10 protein-coding genes and 1 pseudogene are annotated in these 20,838 nt (G+C 45.8%); 5 read left to right on the top strand and 6 right to left on the bottom strand.

The window, feature by feature from the left end; translation table 11 throughout:
* Window positions 1-23: 23 nt before the first annotated feature.
* From KJS94_RS12335 to KJS94_RS12325, 3 genes and pseudogenes are all read left to right on the top strand, one after another.
* Window positions 24-9,977 (top strand): RHS repeat-associated core domain-containing protein, encoded by a 9,954-nt coding sequence (locus KJS94_RS12335; RefSeq protein WP_214448970.1) that lies wholly within the window; start codon window positions 24-26, stop codon window positions 9,975-9,977.
* Entirely contained in the window at window positions 9,961-10,422 is a 462-nt protein-coding gene (locus KJS94_RS12330; RefSeq protein WP_214448969.1) for a hypothetical protein, read from the top strand. Before KJS94_RS12335 ends, KJS94_RS12330 begins: the two co-directional genes overlap by 17 nt.
* Before the next feature lie 152 nt (window positions 10,423-10,574).
* A pseudogene (locus tag KJS94_RS12325) lies at window positions 10,575-10,977 on the top strand (transposase); the annotation flags it as partial.
* Between the two features lie 548 nt (window positions 10,978-11,525).
* On the opposite strand, the gene KJS94_RS12320 reads toward KJS94_RS12325, so the two are convergent.
* The 4 genes from KJS94_RS12320 to KJS94_RS12305 all read right to left on the bottom strand — a co-directional run bounded on the left by KJS94_RS12320 (window position 11,526) and on the right by KJS94_RS12305 (window position 15,362).
* Window positions 11,526-11,930 carry a (deoxy)nucleoside triphosphate pyrophosphohydrolase gene (locus KJS94_RS12320; protein ID WP_214448967.1) on the bottom strand — a complete coding sequence of 135 codons (405 nt, stop codon included), beginning with the start codon at window positions 11,928-11,930 and terminating at the stop codon, window positions 11,526-11,528.
* Window positions 11,917-12,795 carry a YDG/SRA domain-containing protein gene (locus tag KJS94_RS12315; RefSeq protein WP_214448966.1) on the bottom strand — a complete coding sequence of 293 codons (879 nt, stop codon included), beginning with the start codon at window positions 12,793-12,795 and terminating at the stop codon, window positions 11,917-11,919. The genes KJS94_RS12320 and KJS94_RS12315 overlap by 14 nt, the downstream gene beginning before the upstream one ends.
* A gap of 229 nt (window positions 12,796-13,024) precedes the next feature.
* Window positions 13,025-13,897 (bottom strand): GIY-YIG nuclease family protein, encoded by an 873-nt coding sequence (locus tag KJS94_RS12310; protein WP_214448965.1) that lies wholly within the window; start codon window positions 13,895-13,897, stop codon window positions 13,025-13,027.
* Between the two features lie 229 nt (window positions 13,898-14,126).
* Window positions 14,127-15,362: a hypothetical protein gene (locus KJS94_RS12305; RefSeq protein WP_214448964.1), complete on the bottom strand. Its 1,236-nt coding sequence runs from the start codon at window positions 15,360-15,362 to the stop codon at window positions 14,127-14,129.
* Window positions 15,363-15,713: 351 nt separating this feature from the next.
* On the opposite strand from KJS94_RS12305, the gene KJS94_RS12300 reads away from it, so the two are divergent.
* Window positions 15,714-16,751, top strand: coding sequence for a 2-oxoacid:ferredoxin oxidoreductase subunit beta (locus tag KJS94_RS12300; RefSeq protein WP_214448963.1), 1,038 nt, complete (start codon window positions 15,714-15,716; stop codon window positions 16,749-16,751).
* Between the two features lie 101 nt (window positions 16,752-16,852).
* Here KJS94_RS12300 and KJS94_RS12295 read toward each other — a convergent pair whose 3' ends face one another.
* Complete coding sequence (locus KJS94_RS12295) at window positions 16,853-17,464, bottom strand: L-threonylcarbamoyladenylate synthase (protein ID WP_214448962.1); 612 nt, start codon at window positions 17,462-17,464, stop codon at window positions 16,853-16,855.
* Window positions 17,465-17,557: 93 nt separating this feature from the next.
* Entirely contained in the window at window positions 17,558-18,961 is a 1,404-nt protein-coding gene (locus KJS94_RS12290) for an OmpA family protein (RefSeq protein WP_214448961.1), read from the bottom strand.
* Between the two features lie 256 nt (window positions 18,962-19,217).
* On the opposite strand from KJS94_RS12290, the gene KJS94_RS12285 reads away from it, so the two are divergent.
* Complete coding sequence (locus tag KJS94_RS12285) at window positions 19,218-20,087, top strand: cupin-like domain-containing protein (protein WP_214448960.1); 870 nt, start codon at window positions 19,218-19,220, stop codon at window positions 20,085-20,087.
* Window positions 20,088-20,838: the final 751 nt, after the last annotated feature.

Here is a 20,838-nt window from a genome sequence, read left to right as displayed (position 1 = left end):
TTTACATCATAATATTCACGGCAATGAAATTCCGCTATCCTGGTTTGTTAATGGTGTTTATTGCTTTCCTGATCAATATATCTGGCGCTTGGGCCGGAGTGGAACCCTATAGCAATCACCTGAAAGGTCAGCTAAAAAAAGGTGACACATTGATTGTGAAAGATGAAAAGTTTCGCAATCCCTTGTTCAATTGGTCAACCATCAGGAACAAGTCTGTATATAATGTTATTAACTTAAAGATACACCAGGATAGTAGCTATGCCCTGACCAAGACCTTTACCTATAAAGTGGGTTTGAAGGTAGAGTATTATTCACAGCCTGATCAGTATAGCCCCATTTCGGTTAACAATGTTTGGTTGACTGTTGATTATAAGCCGGACTCCGGAGCTGTTTATAAGGCTATGGATACCTATCAGTTCAAAAATGGCTATTATGTAAAGATCACTATAGATAGTATCAGCTCTCCTGAGTTAGGCGACAAGGTCCCTTCCGTTTTTGAATTGGAAAGTCAGGTGATCGTTGACCGACAGTATGAATTTAAGCCTGCCGAAAAGATCAAGGCCAAGGGATGGATGAAGCAGGATAATTCCCTTCAAAACAAGAACAACACAGATCTTTTTGCAAGTACTTTAAGCAGCGGCACTTCTGCTATCGTTAATGCTCAGCTTAACCTGGCTTGGGACCAGATCCCGGGTGCAGAGGAGTACGATGTGGAATATGCTGTATTCGATACTGATACACCGGAAGGTGGGATGGTAAATGGTCTTAAGAATGGTTCTATTACCAATCCTACGCCTGAGACCATGGAGTCGCTATTCCGCAACAATGCCACACGCATCACCACCAATGAGAATACCTATAAAGTATCCCTGGTTTTTAATGCTGACCTCATATTTGTCAGGATCAGGCAAGTAGCCTACCAGCAGGATGGCGAATTGACCGTCCGTCAGGAAGGCGAATGGGACTATAGGGATAATAGCAATGTATTTACGATTTGGGATATTTCAGGTTTATGGCATGAATCCAATCTTAACTGGCAGTACACCGGCACCTTTGTGGAAGATGGAAAAAAGAAGGAAGTAGTTTCTTATTTTGATGGGAGTCTGCGCAGTCGTCAGGTGGTTACCTTGAACAATAGCAATGCTACTGCCCTTGTACAGGAAACAGTGTATGATGAATTTGGTCGCCCTGCAATCAATATTCTACCTGCACCCGTAAAGGATCAGACCACCTTGCGATTTTTCCCTTCGTTTAACCAGGCTGCTACAGGAGGTGGGAATGTTCCGTATAATTATACTCATTTAAATCCTAGTGGTAATCCACAGGTTTGTTCCCCTGTGCCATTTGCACTCAGCAATACGTCCGGTGCCGGAAAGTATTATTCACCTGGTAATGATTTTAGTGCTGCCGGCCAGTCACTGTTTAACAAATATATTCCGGATGCAGAGGGATTTCCATTTAGCGTAACCCAGTACACCCGCGATAATTCCGGTAGGGTAGCTGTCCAGGGGGGCGTAGGTCCGGTATTCCAGCCCGGTACTACTACGGAGGGTTTGAATAGGGCCACTAATTATTACTATGGAAAACCCGAACAATGGGAGTTGGACAGGCTTTTTGGAAATGATGTTGGGTATGCGGAACACTATCAGAAGAATATGGTCAGGGATGCCAATGGTCAATATAGTGTAAGTTATATCAATGCATCAGGTAAAACTATTGCCACTGCCCTGGCTGGTGAAGCACCGGCAAACCTGGAAGCCCTGAGCAGCAAAGGCAGTCCAAGGACACAAACCATGCATTTGCTTACGCCCTCAAGGTTCAGGTATGATCCTGTAGCTATGAAGCTTTCAGCTGCTACCACTTACATGACCGCTACTCCGGGTTCTGTAAGCTTTAGCTACGATATTGAACAATTGATCTACAAATACACCAGTGTAAACACCCAGATTTGTAGTAATTGTTATTATTTGTTGACCATTTCCATCAAGGACGAATGTGGAAATGTTGTAACGGAACAGGTCAAGGATCTTCCCATAGGCGCTACAGAGGCTAACTGTAGTCTGACCAATAACAGGACCGGCTCATTTGCCTACAATATCACTGCGCCTGGTACCTATTATATTAGTTTCGACCTGGCACTTGATCTTAATACCATTGAACGGTATACTGATACCTATATCAATCAGCGGAAGAATAACAACGATCTGAAAACCGAGTTCGATTTTGTGCTGGAGAATCTTCCATTGAATGAGGTTTTACCATGCTTTTCAGAATGTAAGACTTGTGCAAAGGACCTAGGAACAAAGGAAAATTTTGTTGCCAGGATCCGTCAGAAATTAATGGCTGATGGTATTGTATTCAATGGAAATGATGAATCAACTTTTACTGCATATGCCAATGGCTTGTACGATCAGCTACTGGCCAATTGCCAGGCGCTAGCGGTGACCTGTATTGAATCACCCTGTGACAACCTGAAGCGCATGATGCTGGAGGATGTTTCACCGGGTGGGCAGTATGCTTTGTTCGATCAGAGTTCTGGCTCTCCACTGGAGCAGGAGCTTAATGTTATTTGGTTAAACTGGAGGACAGAGTTTCCAACTACCCAGTCTCCTACAAGTGAAGCTTATCTGCAATCCAGGATCGACCTGGAGGATGGTACAGTTATATATCCTTACGACAACAGCTTTACCCTACAGCAGTTGGTTCAATACTGGAAAGATGAATGGGCGGAGAAGTTCCTTAAGTACCATCCTGAATATTGCAAACTTGAATTCTGCAACAACCATCAGTCCTATTATACATGGGATGCCAAAGTGGAAGCAATTGAAAAGGCCCAGGATATCAATACTTTGCCAAATGCTTCAGGACTTTCCTACCAGCGCAATGATCCTGATTGGTTGCTTCAGGCAGATCCTTTCTTTGCATTGGGTGCGCCAGGTGCCGGCTACAGATCCCAGTTTCAGGAGGATCTTGAACAGTATAGTCAAAAAGTACTTAAGATACCAGGGACCACCGCGGTAAACAAAAGCATTACCGCTTACATAGATTTCACTTTGTATTGTTCTGATCCTGCCGGCAACACACAGTCAGGTGATCCAATGAATGCCTGGAATACCTGTGCCCCTGTAGAGAGCTGCAGGGTTCTGGATAAGGAGTGGCAGTTGTATAAGGATATGTACCTGTCTCAAAAAGAAAAGTATTATGACCTGGTGCGGAAGAATACTACTTGCGCCAATGTATGTGAGGTAGGTGACCCAGTGCTATATGGTTTGCCTGGTGCTTGTCCGCCTGCTAATGACTTTATTTTTGAGAAGCAGATCCTCAGTGAGCAATCTGCTCTTTGCCCTGGACAGCAAGCTGTACTGCTAACCTATAGGAATGGGAAATACTCTTTGAGGTCTGTAACTATTTCAGTTTATTATCCGCTTTCGGCAGCGGAGATCAGTAATCTGAACCTTCCTCAAAGTTTCACATTTGCGCCTGGCGAGGCCCAAAAACAGTTTTGCCTGCCTGTATCTATTCCGGTTCAGGGTTTGAAAGTAAGTGCCGTTGTATGTGGCACAGCTGGAACGCCACCATCACTTTCTTGTCCCGGTGTTGCCGGTGAGTTACGTTTACTGTCGGGTGGCAGGCAGATTGCCACCAATGTTTTTGAAGAAACGAATACCGCTACCAACCAGCGACATACCTACTATATTGTTCCGGGACAGGCTTCGGTGGTGCCACAGGATAATCAGTATTGTACAAATGGAACCGTTACGGCCAAACAGTTTTATACCTGTTACAAAGTGTATTTGCCAGGTGTGGCGATACCCATTCAATATGATAATGTTTGGGTGATCAGGTGTACCCTTGATTTATGCAGCGGGACTACCAATACCCTTTATGTAAGTGGTAACCCCTCAACAAATGTTTATACAGATGCTAATGGCACTTATTATGTATACCCGAATACTACTTCTAACCAAATCCTTACTACTACTTATTGTACCAATGCTACCAGGTCCTGGGTGTCCTGCCTGTTTATCAATTTGAATGGCTCCCAGACGACTACAATATATAATGCCACCGTATTTTATTGTCAGAATGTTAATCAAGATCCTTGTCAGTACGCCCCGATTTTCGATGTAAATGACCGTGTAAACTTTACAACCTTTATATATAGTTACCAGGAGACTGGATGTTCAGGATTTAACCAATCCTTTGAAGTGTATGATGGCATGGGAACCAGTTATCCCGGGTTTACTCCATATTGTTATTATCCCAATGCCACAGGTAACTGGGTTTATTATGAATGTGTGAAGTTCAGGATAGATGGACAGATTTTCACTTATAACGATACTTGGGTTTGGGAATGCTACCAATACTATAACAATTGTGGTGGCGGCGGTGGCGGTGGCGGTGGTTGTGAATACCTCCAAACTTCAACTTATCGTACTGTTAAGAAAAGCAAGGATATCAATGCTTTGATTATTGATCCTTGTCAGGTAACCGTTTCTCTATATAGTCAGAAGCAAGCTGATGAACAACTGGTCACAGAGTTTGGCAATACGAATGTATACCTTGTCAAAACAGATTTAGCCAAAACTGAATCACAAAGAAAATCACCTGCTGCCAGGAAGTATTTCACGAAGTGGGAGTATAAGGACTTCTTCTATATTCAACTGGATAGTGGGGTATTCCGTAACTATCACAAAGTATGGATAGCTAAAGCAGACTGGAGCCAGTTTCCTTCTTCTATTCCAAAATCTGTTGGCCGTAGGGAGCCCCGCCTGGGACCTAATGTTAAGAAAGTTGATCCTTCCAATAAAATTAATAGAACCGTAACTGGGGCTAGCTATTCTGTCGCCTCAAGTTGTTATCCTTCTACTGACTTTTTCCTTAATGAAGAAAACAGGTATGTATCCAACCCGACCTGTAATACAGAGCTGTTTGATCTTTATGTATCAAGACCGGCCGGTGCGGTAACTGTTGATGTTAAACTATGGGTCGATCTGATCCAATACTATGAACAAGGGCCAATGGTTAGCACCCTTGAGGTGACAATACCTGCCGGTTCCAATCAGGCTTTTGTTGCGACCTTAGAATATACCCCATACAATCCCTACCAGTATTGTCCGGAGGCTACTTACCAATATAGTATAGCAAGCCTGGAACCTGTATGCCTTACTCCTGCCGGTAACTGCCCACCTGCCTTACGCTACAAAAAGGCAAGGGTATTGCCCTATGCTGAAGGAGGTGGTACTGGCTTTACCGAATCCGACTTGCAACAGGAGCAACTGGCCAACGAAGCAAAGGTGGTGGAGTTGATCAAGACCAACTGTGAGGGTCAGGCGGATACCTGGATGGCCCAATTGGCGGATTGCCTTTCCGGTTATCCGCAGGCCACCAAAGACCTGTTGCGGCAAAGACTGATCGAGGTCTGCATCAAGGGGGGTGACAAATCCAGGTTATTTGGCTCTAGCACTACACCTGATGGCACCACCACAGCCGCTGGCTTCAATTCATTTGAACAGGTGATCAGGCAGGTATTGGGTATTTCTTCCCTGTCCATGACCTGCAATCCCTGGCTGATCGATGCGCCGGTTCCATTTAACCAGCCTCAGCAAAATGTGGAGAAATTGATCAGCAATACCAATGAAGCCATCTGTGCACGCCTGACCACCCTGGAGAACCAGCGATTGGCCAGTGCACCGGGCAAGACCCTCTATCAGTACCTGGTGGACACCTATGGAACAGCCATGAAGCTCAGTTTTGCTGAGTTGGAAGCCCTTAGGAAATCCTGTAACAATTGCCGCTTCCTGCTGGAAAAAGACCTGGTCATTCCAGTGTTCATGGAACCGGGAGCCAAGGGCTGTATCAACAAAGCAGAATATGACGCTGCCCTGGCTGCATTGAATGGTGCTATGGCCCCCAATACTTTGGCAAGCAGTCATCCCAATTACGAGACCATCCTGTCCAATTTCCTTAACCATAGATTTGGCCTGGCATTGCCCTATTACCGCTATAAGGAATTTGCCGACCAATTGGCGGGTAATCCCAATGCCATTCTTTGTAATGAGCCGCCCTACACTTCCGTAGAAGGACCCGATCCTTATGGTTGCCTGATGGATATGGTCACCACTGCCGTAATGAACGGCCGCAACCAATATATGGAGTACATCAGTGAGGTGCGCCGTGAGTTCCAGGTGAACTATATCAACACCTGTTCCCTTGCCAAGAGCAGGCTGTCGGCTACGGGCAACCAGCATTACTACCACTATACCCTGTATTACTATGACCAGGCCGGTAACCTGGTAAGAACGGTTCCGCCACAAGGGGTTAAGCCCTTGGAGAACGCAGAGGAACTGGACAAGGTAAGTCTATACAGGGATTACCAGGCTTCCCTGGCAGCCTATACAGGCCCGCTCGCCAACACAGATAAGAATGCCTCATTGCTTAGCCTCAGCCAGGTGCTTGGCGGTACGGGTAACCATGCCGTGGAGCTATGGTTATACAATAATCAACCCAACCAGGGCAGGATCATTACCGGTACACCGGATAATGGATTCCTCTACAACACCTGCGTCAATGGCAATCGTCTGAATATTGATATCTATAAGTATACCTTACCCCAGGCTGGCGCCCTGGAGCTGCAGGCTTCCAACCACCTGACGGTTGACCTTAGCGGCCTAACCCTTACCAACTGGCTGCATATTGTGCTGCAGGGTAACACCTTGTTGTCCGGTAACCTGCAAGTGTATGTCAATGGATCTTTGAGGTCTGCCATTGCCGGCGCTCCCGATGCCGGTTGCGGCTTTGAGTTGACGGCAGCCAACCCGATCGTGCTACCGGAAGAGCTGGGGGCCTTAAAACACATGCGTTTATATACCCGCTTGCTCTCTGCAGGTGAGATATCCGGTAATTACGCGAATGGCAGCATGGGTATCGACCCGGCCAATGCTGGTGGCCTGTATTATTGGGCCAGGTTCAATACGCCAGCGGAAGGATCCTATACTACGAATGATGACTTCAGTACTGTTGAAAGCCGTTACCAGCCGGTGTACCCGACGCATTTGATGACCACGAATTATGTCTACAACAGTACGGGCCAGGTGGTGGAACAAAAATCACCGGATGGCGGCAGGTCAAAGTTCTGGTACGACTGGCTGGGAAGGCTGGTGGCTTCACAGAATGAAGAGCAACTGAACCCGGCTGCCAGTGGTGCGCAGTCCAACCGCTATAGTTATACGAGATACGATGCCCTCGGCAGGATCACGGAGGTAGGGGAAAAGCTGGGTGCCACCCTCCCCGCTGCCGGCTACCTGGACCAGTCGGCCATCAATAGCTTCCTGGCGGCCGGTAGCAACCAACAGATCACCCAGACCTATTACGACGTACAGCCGGCGGCTGTCAATGGGCTTTCCGCTGTCCCGGTACTGAAGCACCTGCGCAAGCGGGTAGCCGTTTCCGCCTACCGTGCCACAGCTGGCGGACCAGTACAGAGCGCCAGCTACTACAGCTATGACCTGATGGGCAACGTCAGGAACCTCTGGCAGCAGGTGCCGGGCCTGGGCCTAAAACGCATCGACTATGAATACGACCTGGCCAGCGGCAAGGTGAACTTCGTGGCCTATCAGGCGGGCAGCGTGGACCAGTTCTTCCACCAGTACGCCTATGATGTGGAGAACCGCTTAACGGAAGTCAGGACAGGCATCAACGCCCTGCTGCAACCACAGGGTGGCAGCACGCTGATCAATGGCAAGACCGATGCCCGCTATTTCTATTACCCGCATGGCCCGCTGGCGCGCATGGAGCTGAGTGACCCCATCGTGCAGGGGGTGGATTACAGCTACACACTACAGGGCTGGCTGAAAGGCATCAACGGCTACCAGCTTTCGGCCCTGGGGGATATGAACCAGGACGGTAAGGACAACAATGCGGCTCCGCGGGATGTGATGGCCTTCAGCCTGGGTTACTACCAGGGTGATTTCAAGGGGGTAGGCAGCGGCGCCAATGCCTTCGCCACGACGCTGACTACAGATATCAACAACCCGGCACATACGGGTCACAGCCTGTTCAACGGCAATATCCGCTACATGACCCTGGCGGTGCAGCAGCTGGACAACGGTAGCGGGGTGCGGGGCTATACCTACCGCTACGACCAGCTGAACCGGCTGGTGCAGCGCCGCCACCAAACCAATGTTACGGCGAACTGGCTGCCCGGCCTGGGCAATGGCTACGCCGAACGCTTTGTGTATGACGCCAATGGTAACCTCCAGACCAGCTACCGCTGGAAGAAGGACGGTGTGCAGATCGATGAGCTGGACGGCAACTTTGAATACCTCCGTACCAGTGGCCAGAAGGGCTATTACAAGACCACCTCACCATTGCCCCCGGACGTATGGGAGCTGACCAACCGCATGGCCAGTGTGACCGACAGCAAGGGCAGCTTCGGTACGGCCATCGGCGACATGGCCAACCAGACCCAATTAGACAACTACCAGTACGACCGGATCGGTAACCTGATCCGCGACCAGCAGGAAAACCTCAGCAGCATCAGCTGGACGGTCTATGGTAAGATCGCTTCCATCCGCAAGACGGACAACAGCGAGATCACCTACCAGTATGATCCTACAGGCAACAGGATAGCCAAGACAGCGGGTGGGGTGACCACCTGGTATGTGCGGGATGCGCAGGGCAATACCATGGCGGTGTATACAGACAAGGAAGAGGGCCAGTCGGGCCTGTACTGGCAGGAGCAGCACCTGTACGGCTCCTCCCGCTTGGGGATGTACACGCCAAAGCTTAATATTGCTACCGCCGGCAGCAATACGGTATGGGGTATCACCGGCAGGAAGCTCTTTGAATTAAGCAACCACCTGGGCAATGTGCTGGCCACGGTATCGGATAAACGCATCGGCGTGGACCCCGGTGGCGACGGTACGGTTGATTACTACACCGCTGAAGTGCTGAGCGCACAGGATTACTATTCCTTCGGCTGGCAGACCAATGACAACAAGTTCCTGCTGGGCGGTGCGAAGGTGTATAGGTATGGGTTTAATGGGAAGGAGAATGACAATGAGGTGAAGGGTGAGGGGAATCAGCAGGATTATGGGATGAGGATTTATGATCCAAGAATAAGCAGGTTTTTATCCGTGGATCCAATTACTGCAAAATACCCTGAACTAACGCCTTATCAGTTTGCAAGCAATAGCCCAATATGGGCAATTGATTTAGATGGCTTAGAGGGTTTAATTGCAACAGGAATGCCACTAGGAAATTCAGGGCATGGACATGGGATGATTGTTTCTCCTGAAATGGCTAGGAAAATAAACCAAGAGCATCCTGAAGTTGCGCGAGGCTTGGTAGTAGGTCTTGCAGTTGCTGTGGATGTGTTTATTACAAAAGGGTGGGTAACAAGAACGCTGTTTGCTTCACAAGTTTTTGGTGCTGCTGAACACAATAGAGCGACAACTCCAGAGGGAAGAACTGCACAAAACCAGCGATCAAGAGAAGCAATTGCAGATGCAATATTTACATATGGCGCTGGAAAAATATTAGGTGTCACCTTTAATGTAGGTACTTCTGTCATTAGTAAGTTAGCAAGAAATCGCTTCAACTTTGCAAGGAATTATTACAAGTCGGCTGGTTATAATGAAGAAAGGACTCTTTCTCATACCAAGGGCATTGATTTATCTCAGAAAGTTTATGAGGAGACATATAAAAAGGGTACCGTCCTTGAACAATGGACCTATATTGATGATACAGGAAAACCTATAATGGGTGATTACTTTGCATTGCCCGGAGCCGATCCCAATAAATTAGGAATACCTTTAACAAGCAGGGTTAAAACTACTGTAGTGCTTACAGAAGATACCAAGTTTTTGAGGTCAACAGCTGGTGATATAGAAAATTGGAATAAGCCTGGTGAGATTTTGAAAGGTGGAGAAACGCAATTGTTCCAAACTAATGTAAAGTATGAGATTAAAAAGTAAGAATTTTTTTATGAGGCTGACGGAAATAAATATGACGAGCATTGAGTTTATAATTGCAAAAGTTCAAAAATGTGGTTATGAATGCAATTCCGTATTAAATTCTTTTCAAGGTATAATTGAAGATCAGACAATTAGCGATACGTACAATAAAATAATTGTCCGAGATGTTTCTGATAGTATTAACACGATAGTTTTCGACTGCCGGGAGAATAAGATTGAAGCCATTAGTTTCATCGGTAATATTAAAATCAGTCCAAAGGAGCTTTTTGAAAAGTTTAAGCAGTATCGAGAAGCCTATTCAATTAGAGATGACTTATACTTTTACTTCTTCAATGAGAACCGTCAGTTCGGACCTGTCAAAATATCATTTTTTGAACCTACTCATAAACAATTACAGGGTAGTAGTGAAACTAAATATTTAGCTAATCTTACTTTAAGTTGGTAAAATAATTTTATATTGTAAAGTGTATCCATATTTATATTCAAAATGTACTTGACATTTTGTGAGTACCTATTTAGTACAGACAGTTTAAAAATGGAGAATTCTATCAATTTTAAACTGTTCAAATTTTAAGGACAAGATTTACAGGAAGTTAGATTGTTGCAATCCTTAAGAAACAGGAAAGCGGTTTTCCAACCCGTGAGATTTGCCGGGAACACGGTATATCAGAAGCCACATTTTACAATTGGAAAAGCAAGTATGGTGGCATGGAGGTCAGTGACGTTGAACGCATGAAGGATCTGGAAGAAGAGAATGCAAGGTTGAAAAAGATGTATGCTGACCTCGCCCTGGACAACCAGATACTCAAAGACCTTTTCACAAAAAAGGTTGGGCCCTGCCACAAAAAGGCAACTGACAGAATAGATTATGCATGAGCAAAATATTTCTGTGAACAGGGCCTGTAAGATCGTTTCCTTTCCACTCTCCCAGTTTTGTTATACCAGTAAAATGAATGAGCAGGATGTAGTAGATGCATTGCAGGAAATTGCCTTTATCCATTCTTCTGAACCGGCCAATCTTTGCCTTACGGATGAACAGGACATCAACTAATCAGTAGCAAACCATTTTGAAAAGTCTATCCAGTTTATAGGGGGTTAAGACTCTTGGAATCTATAGCTATTATTAGTAAAGTTAGACGGTTTTGCGATGTGGTGGCATTCCGTGCCCCGTCGGTTTAAATTTATTACTAAAGTTCAATAGTATTACAATCACTCAGCAATTATTCATCAGACACCATATTGCAAAACCGATGTTATCCGCTGTGTCTCGTCCTGCGCCAGAAGGGAGAATTGGCGCAGGCAAGGATAACGCTAAATAGTAGGATGAGTTTTTTCATGCCCTATTAACAGGAAGGGCCGGTGTTAGTTGAGGGTGGGCTGTTAAGGGTGTGCTAATGTGTGGGTATTTTGATTAGAACGACGCTCAGTATTCAGTACATGATCATTGCATTTTGGACTTGTTTAAATAATAATAATTAATAGTGGATTTGTTAATTCAATGATCCTGGAGAATACCATATAAAACAAAAAAGTGAGAATTTCATTTGATTAATGATATTCTTTCAAACCTCTAATATTTAACTCCTTTGCTATTGGAATGTCGGCAGGAGCAAGATTCCATTTTGTTATTTCTGAAACACTCACCCATTCAAATTTGTCATGATCTGTTAATTGAAAACTTGCACCAATGAATTTGCACCTATAAGCAATAAGTTCAATGGTAAAATTGCCATAGTCATGATGACTAGTAATAAAATAATCTTTCACTTCAATCTTCATTCCGAGCTCCTCAAAAAGCTCACGGCAAAGTGATATTTCATTAGTTTCGCCTTCTTCTATTTTTCCTCCAGGAAACTCCCAGTAGCCTCCCAATGCTTTCTCAGGCTTTCTTCTGCAAATGAAAACCTTGTTATCATTGAAAATTATACCACAAACAACTTTAATAATATCCATGACTCTTCCTATGATATTCTAAGTTTGATTTATTCAGCTTATGTTTCGGATTAATTTTTAATGAGCCAGATTCACAGCCAATCAAAGATAGATTATCTAATATGGAAAAAGTTCCTTTATCAAACATTACGTGATGATTTGGGCAAAGACAAATCAGATTATCAGAATTATCGGCACCATCATGAGGTTTGCCTAAAGGTCTTATATGGGCTCCTTCAGCGTATCTTCCGGATTTTGTAATAATTGTATTTCCACAAACTTGACATTCATAGTTATATAACTTCTTAATTTCATGAGCAATTTTCGTATCTCTAATTATTCTTAGTACAGTACCCGATTTTCTCTTTTTATCTCTTGTTTTGTAGTCAAGTTCGATTTCTTCTGGTGTTTTTCTTTGGGGGTTTTGTCCACAATATTCTAGTCGAAAACGGCAAATCTTGTATCCGCTCTTTCCTTTTTCCTCCCAAGCATCAACTACACTATAGAGTCCTGCGTAGGTATAACCGCTTTTTGGTGAAAAGGCTGACTTATGATTAAAGCCACGTATTACTCTAACAGGTAATCCTTCGTTCATGCTTTTCAAAAGACCAGCATTTCCTCGATTATCCCAGGTTTGGTCTTCAATTTGTTTTCCTGTGTTTTGATCATTTCCGCCTGCACCGGTATATATTATTTCATCTCCTTCATCCAAGTCATCCTCATAACCACCAGATAATACAATAGCAGCAGCCCCTTCCCTTCCATTTCCATCAATGCCAGCAGCCCAGTTTCTGTGGAAGCTTGTTAGCATCATTTCCTTTCTTCCTTCAAACCATTGTCCCTCAGAAATGCCTTTAATTTCTCCGAAAATTATTTCTCTAGCCATTTAATTTATAAGGTTAATATTACGCATAACGTTGAAGCATTTGCGATGGCATAGCAATAGCGAACTGTCAGCCAGGAGCAAATGCTAAATTGAATAAACGATGTTGAATATAACAACTGATAATCAATTGCGTAATGTCTGCTGATACCAAAGCTGAAAATGATTTTCACCCGATTGTTCCAACGATGAGCCATGCTATTGCAAATGCACTTTTTGTAGGCAGCAAAATTCAACTTTCAGAAACTTCGGTTATTGTCTCAACTCTATAAATTTCGTCTATCGTTTTATTGTCTTTGTCTTTCCACTCTGTCCACCCATTTGCTCTACGTCCTAAGACGGCTGCTGCCGCTGAACTTGGTGAACCAAATACAAAGTCTTCTGCAAAAACTAATACTCCGTTTTCTGCTACGAGAATTTTGTCGTCAATTAATTTCTTTCTCATGCCTGTTACCCAAGTACCGGCTGTTTTTGTTTCTTCTTTGTTTGCTTTTGATCCTTTTATAACAACAAAGCCGTCGTCAATCATTTCTCCTTGAGCTGTGGCGTCTTTTCCTTTACAATAAAGCAGTTCTCTTTTCTTTGTAGAGGATTTCCTAATCTCTTCAAATATTGGAAAGCCCAACGTTGAAAGAAGAATTTTTATAGTTTCGAAGTTGTCGAGCAGGTCAGCTTCCATGCTCTCGGTAATATATGGTTTTGCAGGTGTAGCCAAATTATCTGTATCGTAGCGACCAATTTCATTTGCAGTCTTGATACAAATGTGTTCTAAAAACTTGACATGAGATTTTGTAAACGTATTTGATTTTGAAGTGACAACAATAGCATAATTCCAAAAGTCCTTTGATTTGTTATGCGTCTTTAGTCTTTCAAAACAGTCTTCGGTCTCACCGATGTAGGAAATTGGTTTAGCTTTATCCTCATTCACTCCAAACAGAAAGTAAATTCCGTATTTCCTTACTTCTGGTCTCACTCCACATTCTGTCAACTTACTCCGTGGAATAAGGACAGCAACTATCATCCGGTTTGTCAAGTCAGCAATTTTGATGCTTGTAGGGTTACCGTCTGGTAAGAATATTTGAATTGTCTGTGGTCTCTGTGTCATGTTTGAAGTGTCAAAATTGGTTGCCTATAACGATAAAGCATTGGCGATGTGGCGGTATTCTGTGTTTCGTATGCCCGGTGCTGCTGCTGATTAAATGTATAAATGTTCATTGACTGTTTTATTGCTCAATAGCGTTTGGTCATGCTGAAACAAATGCTGAATAGCGATTAATTGCCGATTGTTTATTGGTCGACCCGCCATATGCGCCAATGCAATGTTGGCTGTAGCACTATTCATATTTTATAGCTATGATTTCAGCAATACGACGTATTAAGTACAAATAAGGCACCAGCAGATGATTGTTTCTCTTTGTCGGCAAGATTACCTTATTTTCTCTGCTTTCTCTTATGTGAACAAGTACATTTCTTATTCTGTCAATCTTGTCCACGATATCTTTCATTATAGTTTTTGATGGATTTTCTGATTCTTCTTCGTTTTTAACTAAAGCTGATATTTTGAAGCCGCCATCAAAAACTAGATCTTGTGAGAAGTACTTGTGATTACACTTGATTTCTATCTTTATATCATCATAATCGCAATAATCAATTATAAGCTTCTCTAACTTTTGTTTGTCGTCATTTGCTTTGAAATAGTTTTTAAACTCTTCAATGATTTGTCGGCTGTAGTGACTTGAATTATTTAAAACATCTGGGTTCTTTACGATGTTACTAAGTTTACGTTTAAGTTCTTCATTAAGATTGTAGTAGGAACAGTATTCTAAAATTTGATAGTAAAAGATATATTTAAGTCTGACAGAAGTAGTTTCATTTGCTATATGGAGCAGGTCAAGAATGACTGGCTCAACCTTTCTAACATTCAGAACCTTTGGAAACTCATTTGTTTCCGAATGACATGGTAAGGCAAACTTTTCTTTTTCCTTATCAATATCGAAAATTAATATGGTAGGTGTTCTGCGGTCATAATAACGCATGTAAAAATTCAGATGCTTTGCAAGACCGATAAAATCATTATGAATTTTTGAGAAGTCTCCTTTTATAAAAAAATTCGTAGGAGTTTTGTCTTTGAAGAATCTTTTCATGCTCTCCGACTGTGCTTCCTGTTTGAAATAGTCGCTGTACATTCCGAGGTTTCTGTAGTCAGTGTCGGATTTGACCTGCATAACTCTAAAACCAATTGCAATTAGTTTCAATGCTTCAGTAGGTCTGTCGAAACCTGCTTCAAATTCTAAAGAGTTATAATGAAACTTAAACTTCCTGTCCAAATATTTATTTTCTGGTGGAATTACACCGAAAATGAATTCAATTGAGTTTAAGTCTTTATGGTATAAAGCTGAAAATTCCGCTGGCAGTTCAACATTTTCAATGGCTTTGAAATCTGTGGCTTTGTCAAAACGACAAATGAAGGTGTCGTCGCCCCAAAGATTTTCAAGATTGATGTGGTCAGTTTCTTCTTTTTTTTTAATGTCCTTATTGGCGGACAGAAATTTTTCTAAGCTATTTGCCATGTAGTTTAAGTGTTACAGCTAATGCGTAAATAGATGATAGCTAAATACGGCGATTATACTGTTATTGAATTATTTTTCAATAAATTAGTCTTGCACAAATAAAATAATGGAAAAACTAATTTGCAACTACAATAACCATCTTTATCATTCCTGGCTCGGTACATTAACAAAAGATTAGTTCAATTCATCTTCATATTTGTCAAGCTCGAAACTATAATACTTACATTCTTGTCTAGATAGCGATCTCTTCCTTATTTCACAAACCTCTCCATAATTACCCTCATACTCCCCCCTTTATTTCCTCTCCACCATTGCCCCAATTCTGGTAACTTTGCCTGTTATTTGTCGATTATGAGTACCACTACTACCGCCCCCATACCCGCCTTAACCGCCAAGGACTTCGCGACCGACCAGGAAGTGCGCTGGTGCCCGGGCTGCGGCGACTATTCCATCCTGGCCCAGGTGCAGAAAGTGATGCCGGGACTGGGCATCCCCAGGGAAAACATTGTCATCATTTCCGGGATCGGCTGCAGCAGCCGCTTCCCCTACTATATGAATACCTATGGCATGCACTCCATCCACGGCCGTGCAACCGCCATAGCCAGCGGCCTCAAAGCCACCCGCCCGGAACTGAGTGTATGGATCGTGACGGGCGACGGTGACGGCCTCAGCATCGGGGGTAACCATACCATCCACCTGCTGCGCCGCAACTTCGACGTCAATATCCTGCTCTTCAATAACCAGATCTATGGGCTGACCAAGGGCCAGTATTCGCCTACTTCCGAAGAACAGAAGGTGACCAAAAGTACCCCCTTCGGCAGTATCGATCACCCCTTCAACCCCCTGGCCCTGGCCATGGGCGCTGACGCTACCTTCATCGCCCGTAGCATGGACCGCGACCCCAAGCACCTGCAGGACATGCTGGTCCGCAGCCATGCCCATAAGGGCGCGTCCTTCCTGGAGATCTACCAGAACTGTAACATCTTCAACGACGGGGCCTTCGAGATCTTCACCGAGAAAGCCTCCAAACCCGAACAGGCACTCTTCCTGGAACAGGGCAAGCCGCTGCTCTTCGGGGCCAATAAGGACAAGGGCATCAAGCTGGATGGACTGAAACCGGTGATCGTTGACCTGAACGCCGGCGCCAGCGCGGATGATTGCTGGATCCACGACGAGCGCGATTTCTACAAGGCGCAGCTCCTCGTGCGCATGTTCGACGACCCGAGGGTGGAAGGGCATATGCCGCGTCCTTTCGGGGTGTTCTTCGAAACGGACAGGGCCTGCTATGAGGATGTAATGGCGATGCAGATCGAAGAGACGATTGCGCTGAAAGGCAAAGGCGACCTTGACAAATTGTTGAGGGGGAATGAGATTTGGACGATTAATTAGTTGGGGCCACGAAGGCACAAAGACTCAAAGGGGGCACGAAGATCCTAGGACCTTCGTGCCCTCTTCGTGTCTTCGAGTCTTAGTGGCGAAAAAAAAAGAACCTACTCCTCCATCCACTCACCAGCACCTTGACGTGTAACCACCGGCGGGTCTTGCGTGCAGTCCACGATGGTCGACGGCACCCAGCCACCGATCCCGCCATCCACCACCAGGTCCACCAGTTTATGGAAATTATCATGCATCAATTCCGGTTCGGTATACTCCTCCACCATATCCCCCGGTAGGGAAGCACTCAGGATAGGCCTCCCCAATTCCTTCACGATCGTCCGGGCGATCTCGTTGTCCGGTACCCGCAAACCAATGGTGTCCTTCTTGCTCTTTAAAAGTTTCGGTACCTCCTTGCTCGCCGGCAGGATGAAGGTATAAGGCCCCGGCAGGTGGCTCTTCAGCATCCGGTACAGTGGGGTGGAGATGCTCTTGGTGTACTGGCTCATATCGCTCAGGTCGTAACAGATAAAGGAGAGCTGGGCCTTCTGCGGGTCCACCCCCTTGATGCGGCAGATCCGATCGATGGCCTTGGGCTGGAAGATATCGCAACCAATACCATAGATGGTGTCGGTAGGGTAGATGATGATCCCGCCTTTCTCCAGGGTGTCCACAACGGTGCGGATGGCCCGGGGCTGGGGATTATCGGGATGGACATGAACGAGCATGACCGAAGGTAAGAAAACCGGGGCGTTAAACAGAAAGGCCCTATGCCATCAACGACAGCATAGGGCCTTGTAGGTTCATGGGTTCTTCTTGTCTTACTGGCTCACCTTGAATTCCACGCGCCTGTTCTTCGCGCGGCCTTCCTTGGTGGCATTGTCGTCGATGGGTTGGTCGGGACCATAACCCACTGCGCTCATGCGGTCTTCAGTAACCCCCTTCTTCACGAGATAGGCTCTCACGGCTTCTGCACGCTTCTGGCTGAGGGTGCGGTTGGTCTCGGCCTTGCCTGTATTGTCGGTATGGCCGCCGATCTCCAGTTTCAGCTGCGGGTATTGCTCGGTCAGGATGCGGGCAGCTTTGTCCAGCTCTTTCTTCGCCCCTGCGGTCAGGGTGGCACTGCCGGTGGCGAACTGCACATTGCTGGCATTGAACTTGGACGCTTCCAAGGTAGGACAGCCACCATTGTTCGGATCGCCGGCGATATCGGGACAGCGGTCTTCATTGTCATTCACGCCATCATTGTCGCGGTCGGGGATGGGACAGCCATTGTACTGGGCCGTGCCGGGTTCGTTCGGGCACTTGTCTTCTTCGTCATTGATGCCATCCTTATCGGTATCGGGGATGGGACAGCCGCCATACTTGGCGATGCCGGGAACATCCTTACACTTGTCGTCCTCGTCGTTGATGCCATCCTTGTCGGTATCTGGAATGGGACAACCGCCATAGCGGGTCAGTCCGGGAACATCCTTGCACTTGTCTTCTTCATCGTTCACGCCATCTTTATCAGTATCGGGAATGGGGCATCCCTGGTAACGGGCCAGTCCCACCACACCCGGGCATTGGTCATCCTTGTCCAGCACGCCATCGCCATCGGAATCGGGCAGCACATGCTTGCCGAAGAGCCTGAACTTGAGGCCGGCCTGGATATTCTGGTTATAGTATTTGCCCACGTTATTGGGATTGCCGGTACCGTCCATATTGGTGAGGCCATGGATATAGCGGGCATAAGGGGTCAACTTGCCATGGGGGAAGAGTTCGATGCCGCCGGAGAGGCTGGTGCTGAAGCTTTCCACATCATTGGTGCCCCAGTTGTTGTTGTCGTCATTCACATTCAACAGGAAGTCGAACTGAGGCCCGAGGGTGAAGGCGAGTTTCTTGCCTGCATGGATCTTGAACAGGACGGGAAGGGAAAGGTAGCCGACATTGGAGTTCTTGAGCAGGGCAGTAGCGGCGTCGGTTTCGTAGCGCAGGCTATTGTACATGAGTTGGGGTTCCAGGCTCACCACCTTGCCGAGGGGGATATTGACCCAGCCGCCGGCGCCCCAGCCGACCTTCATGTTATAGTCGAGGTTACTGTTATCGGTGATCCTGAATTTGCTGAAGTTGGCGGCACCCAGTAACCCGCCGCTCACCGTGTAATGGTCCTTCACGATCTTAATCTCCTGTGCCCGGCCGGCAAGGGCCAGCAGCAGCGAGAAAGCAAGCATTCCCTTTTTCATATAGCTTGGTTTTGGTAATAAAATATTATGATACTTCATAATGTATGCCAAGGTAACAAAATATATTATAAAATAGATTAATGCTATTGGGTGGCTTGAAAGGCAGAAGCGAGGCTGGTAGAGCAGGGATGCGGGTTAAGAAGGGGGGTAGAAGGGAAGGAGCTTACACCGATTGTCGGGTCGTATTGATTTTAACAGGGGCTGGCGTTGTTAACAAAAAATTCATCCTAGTTTTGCACAGCTCAAAATTTTGACCATGCAATTGAGACCCGTAGATGTAGTGGATCAAATTACTGGTGAGGCATTTAGTAAGCACTACTATGAACCTGGTAAACCCCTCGTGATCCGGAACATGGCCAAGGACTGGCCGGCGTTCAGGAAATGGGATTGGGATTACTTCAAGCAGATCGTAGGCCAGGTAGAGGTAGGTGTATACAATAACGTGAAGAGTGATGCCTACACGCCCATCAATAAGGCGGATGACTATATGTTGTTCGGCGACTACCTCGACAAGGTGAAGCAGGGTCCAGTTGAGCTAAGGATCTTCCTCTTCAATCTCTTTACCCATGCGCCGCAGCTGACGCAGGATTTCACCTGGCCTGACCAACTGATGAAGGGATTCGTGAAGCGCTTCCCCATGTTGTTCGTGGGGGGAGAAGGTTCGGTGACGCATATGCATTTCGATATCGACATGTCGCATATCCTGCACACCCAGTTCATGGGTCGCAAGCGGGTATTGCTCTTCCCTTTTGAAGAACAGCACAAGCTCTACCGCAAGCCCTGGGAAGTGTTGAGCATGGCGAATTTTGAGAAGTATTACGAACCCGGTAAGAGCAAGATCGATTACGAGAAGTTCCCTGCCCTGAAGGATGCGCAGGGGTATGATATCATCCTGGAGCATGGTGATACCCTCTTCATGCCGGCCGGTTACTGGCACCATATGGAATACCTCGACAGTGGCTTTGCCATGAGCCTTCGCGCCATGCAGCGCTCGATGGGCGGCAAGCTGAAAGGGGTATGGAACCTTTTTGGCATGCGGAACATCGATACCCTCATGAAGAAGACCGCGCCGGAGTGGTGGTACAACTACAAGAAAGATAAGACCTTCGAAGCGGCGGGTCATTGAGATATACGAAAAATGGCGGGTTCAAAAAAATCATTTGAATTTTTTTGATAATTTCTTGTTTTATCATCAAACAGGACCTAATTTAGGCTTAGGAAAACGTTAAGGTATCTGTTCTGAAGGTGTTGGTTTCCTGTCTGATCTCTCCTTTCTGCATTCATTCCAATTCCTGTTGAAGGCTTTACACCGATCATCCCCCTGACAAACTGTTCCGTTAATTTACTTGATCTCCTTATTGACAACATTGGATTATTGAAAACCCAAATACACTAACCTCTTTCTTTTTGTGGTTTCAGAGGTAAGCACAGGCCGGCGATCTCCATCGCTGGCATTTTTTTTGGCGGGTGCATTGCGTGTGATGATTAACGTTAGTTGCTCGCATGGAATATGATGACGCTAGATTCGTTGGGCTTCACGCAAAGGCGCAACGCCTGCCTTAGCTTTTGCTAAGGCAGGTAAAGGGACGCAAAGCCGCAAAGGGCGGGTTATGGCTTTTGAGGGGTTTTTAAGAGCGCAACGCTTTGGCTGCGCCAAAGGAATACTTTCTTGAAGATCTCGTTAAAATAGCTGTTGGTGGTATCACACAACAGCAGCCTTCGAAAGTGTATGCAGTTGTGTATGAATTGTATCACGTCACCCTCGTTGTCCCTTATGACCAACGGGTAAAAATAGGATGAGTTTAAATTGGCGCAGCCAATGCGTTGCGTCGCATAGTACCTCAAATGAAGTTCGTCCCTTGGCTTCTTCCCGCCTT

This window comes from Flavihumibacter rivuli (assembly GCF_018595685.2).
GTDB classification, from domain to species: Bacteria; Bacteroidota; Bacteroidia; order Chitinophagales; family Chitinophagaceae; genus Flavihumibacter; species Flavihumibacter rivuli.
This window is presented reverse-complemented; position numbering and strand designations above follow the sequence as displayed.

Bases quoted from the DNA above. Each gene is read 5' to 3' on its own strand.
- KJS94_RS12335 (WP_214448970.1), top strand. From the start codon at position 24: ATGAAATTCCGCTATCCTGGTTTGTTAATGGTGTTTATTGCTTTCCTG.
- KJS94_RS12330 (WP_214448969.1), top strand. From the start codon at position 9,961: ATGAGATTAAAAAGTAAGAATTTTTTTATGAGGCTGACGGAAATAAAT.
- KJS94_RS12320 (WP_214448967.1), bottom strand. From the start codon at position 11,930: ATGGATATTATTAAAGTTGTTTGTGGTATAATTTTCAATGATAACAAG.
- KJS94_RS12315 (WP_214448966.1), bottom strand. From the start codon at position 12,795: ATGGCTAGAGAAATAATTTTCGGAGAAATTAAAGGCATTTCTGAGGGA.
- KJS94_RS12310 (WP_214448965.1), bottom strand. From the start codon at position 13,897: ATGACACAGAGACCACAGACAATTCAAATATTCTTACCAGACGGTAAC.
- KJS94_RS12305 (WP_214448964.1), bottom strand. From the start codon at position 15,362: ATGGCAAATAGCTTAGAAAAATTTCTGTCCGCCAATAAGGACATTAAA.
- KJS94_RS12300 (WP_214448963.1), top strand. From the start codon at position 15,714: ATGAGTACCACTACTACCGCCCCCATACCCGCCTTAACCGCCAAGGAC.
- KJS94_RS12295 (WP_214448962.1), bottom strand. From the start codon at position 17,464: ATGCTCGTTCATGTCCATCCCGATAATCCCCAGCCCCGGGCCATCCGC.
- KJS94_RS12290 (WP_214448961.1), bottom strand. From the start codon at position 18,961: ATGAAAAAGGGAATGCTTGCTTTCTCGCTGCTGCTGGCCCTTGCCGGC.
- KJS94_RS12285 (WP_214448960.1), top strand. From the start codon at position 19,218: ATGCAATTGAGACCCGTAGATGTAGTGGATCAAATTACTGGTGAGGCA.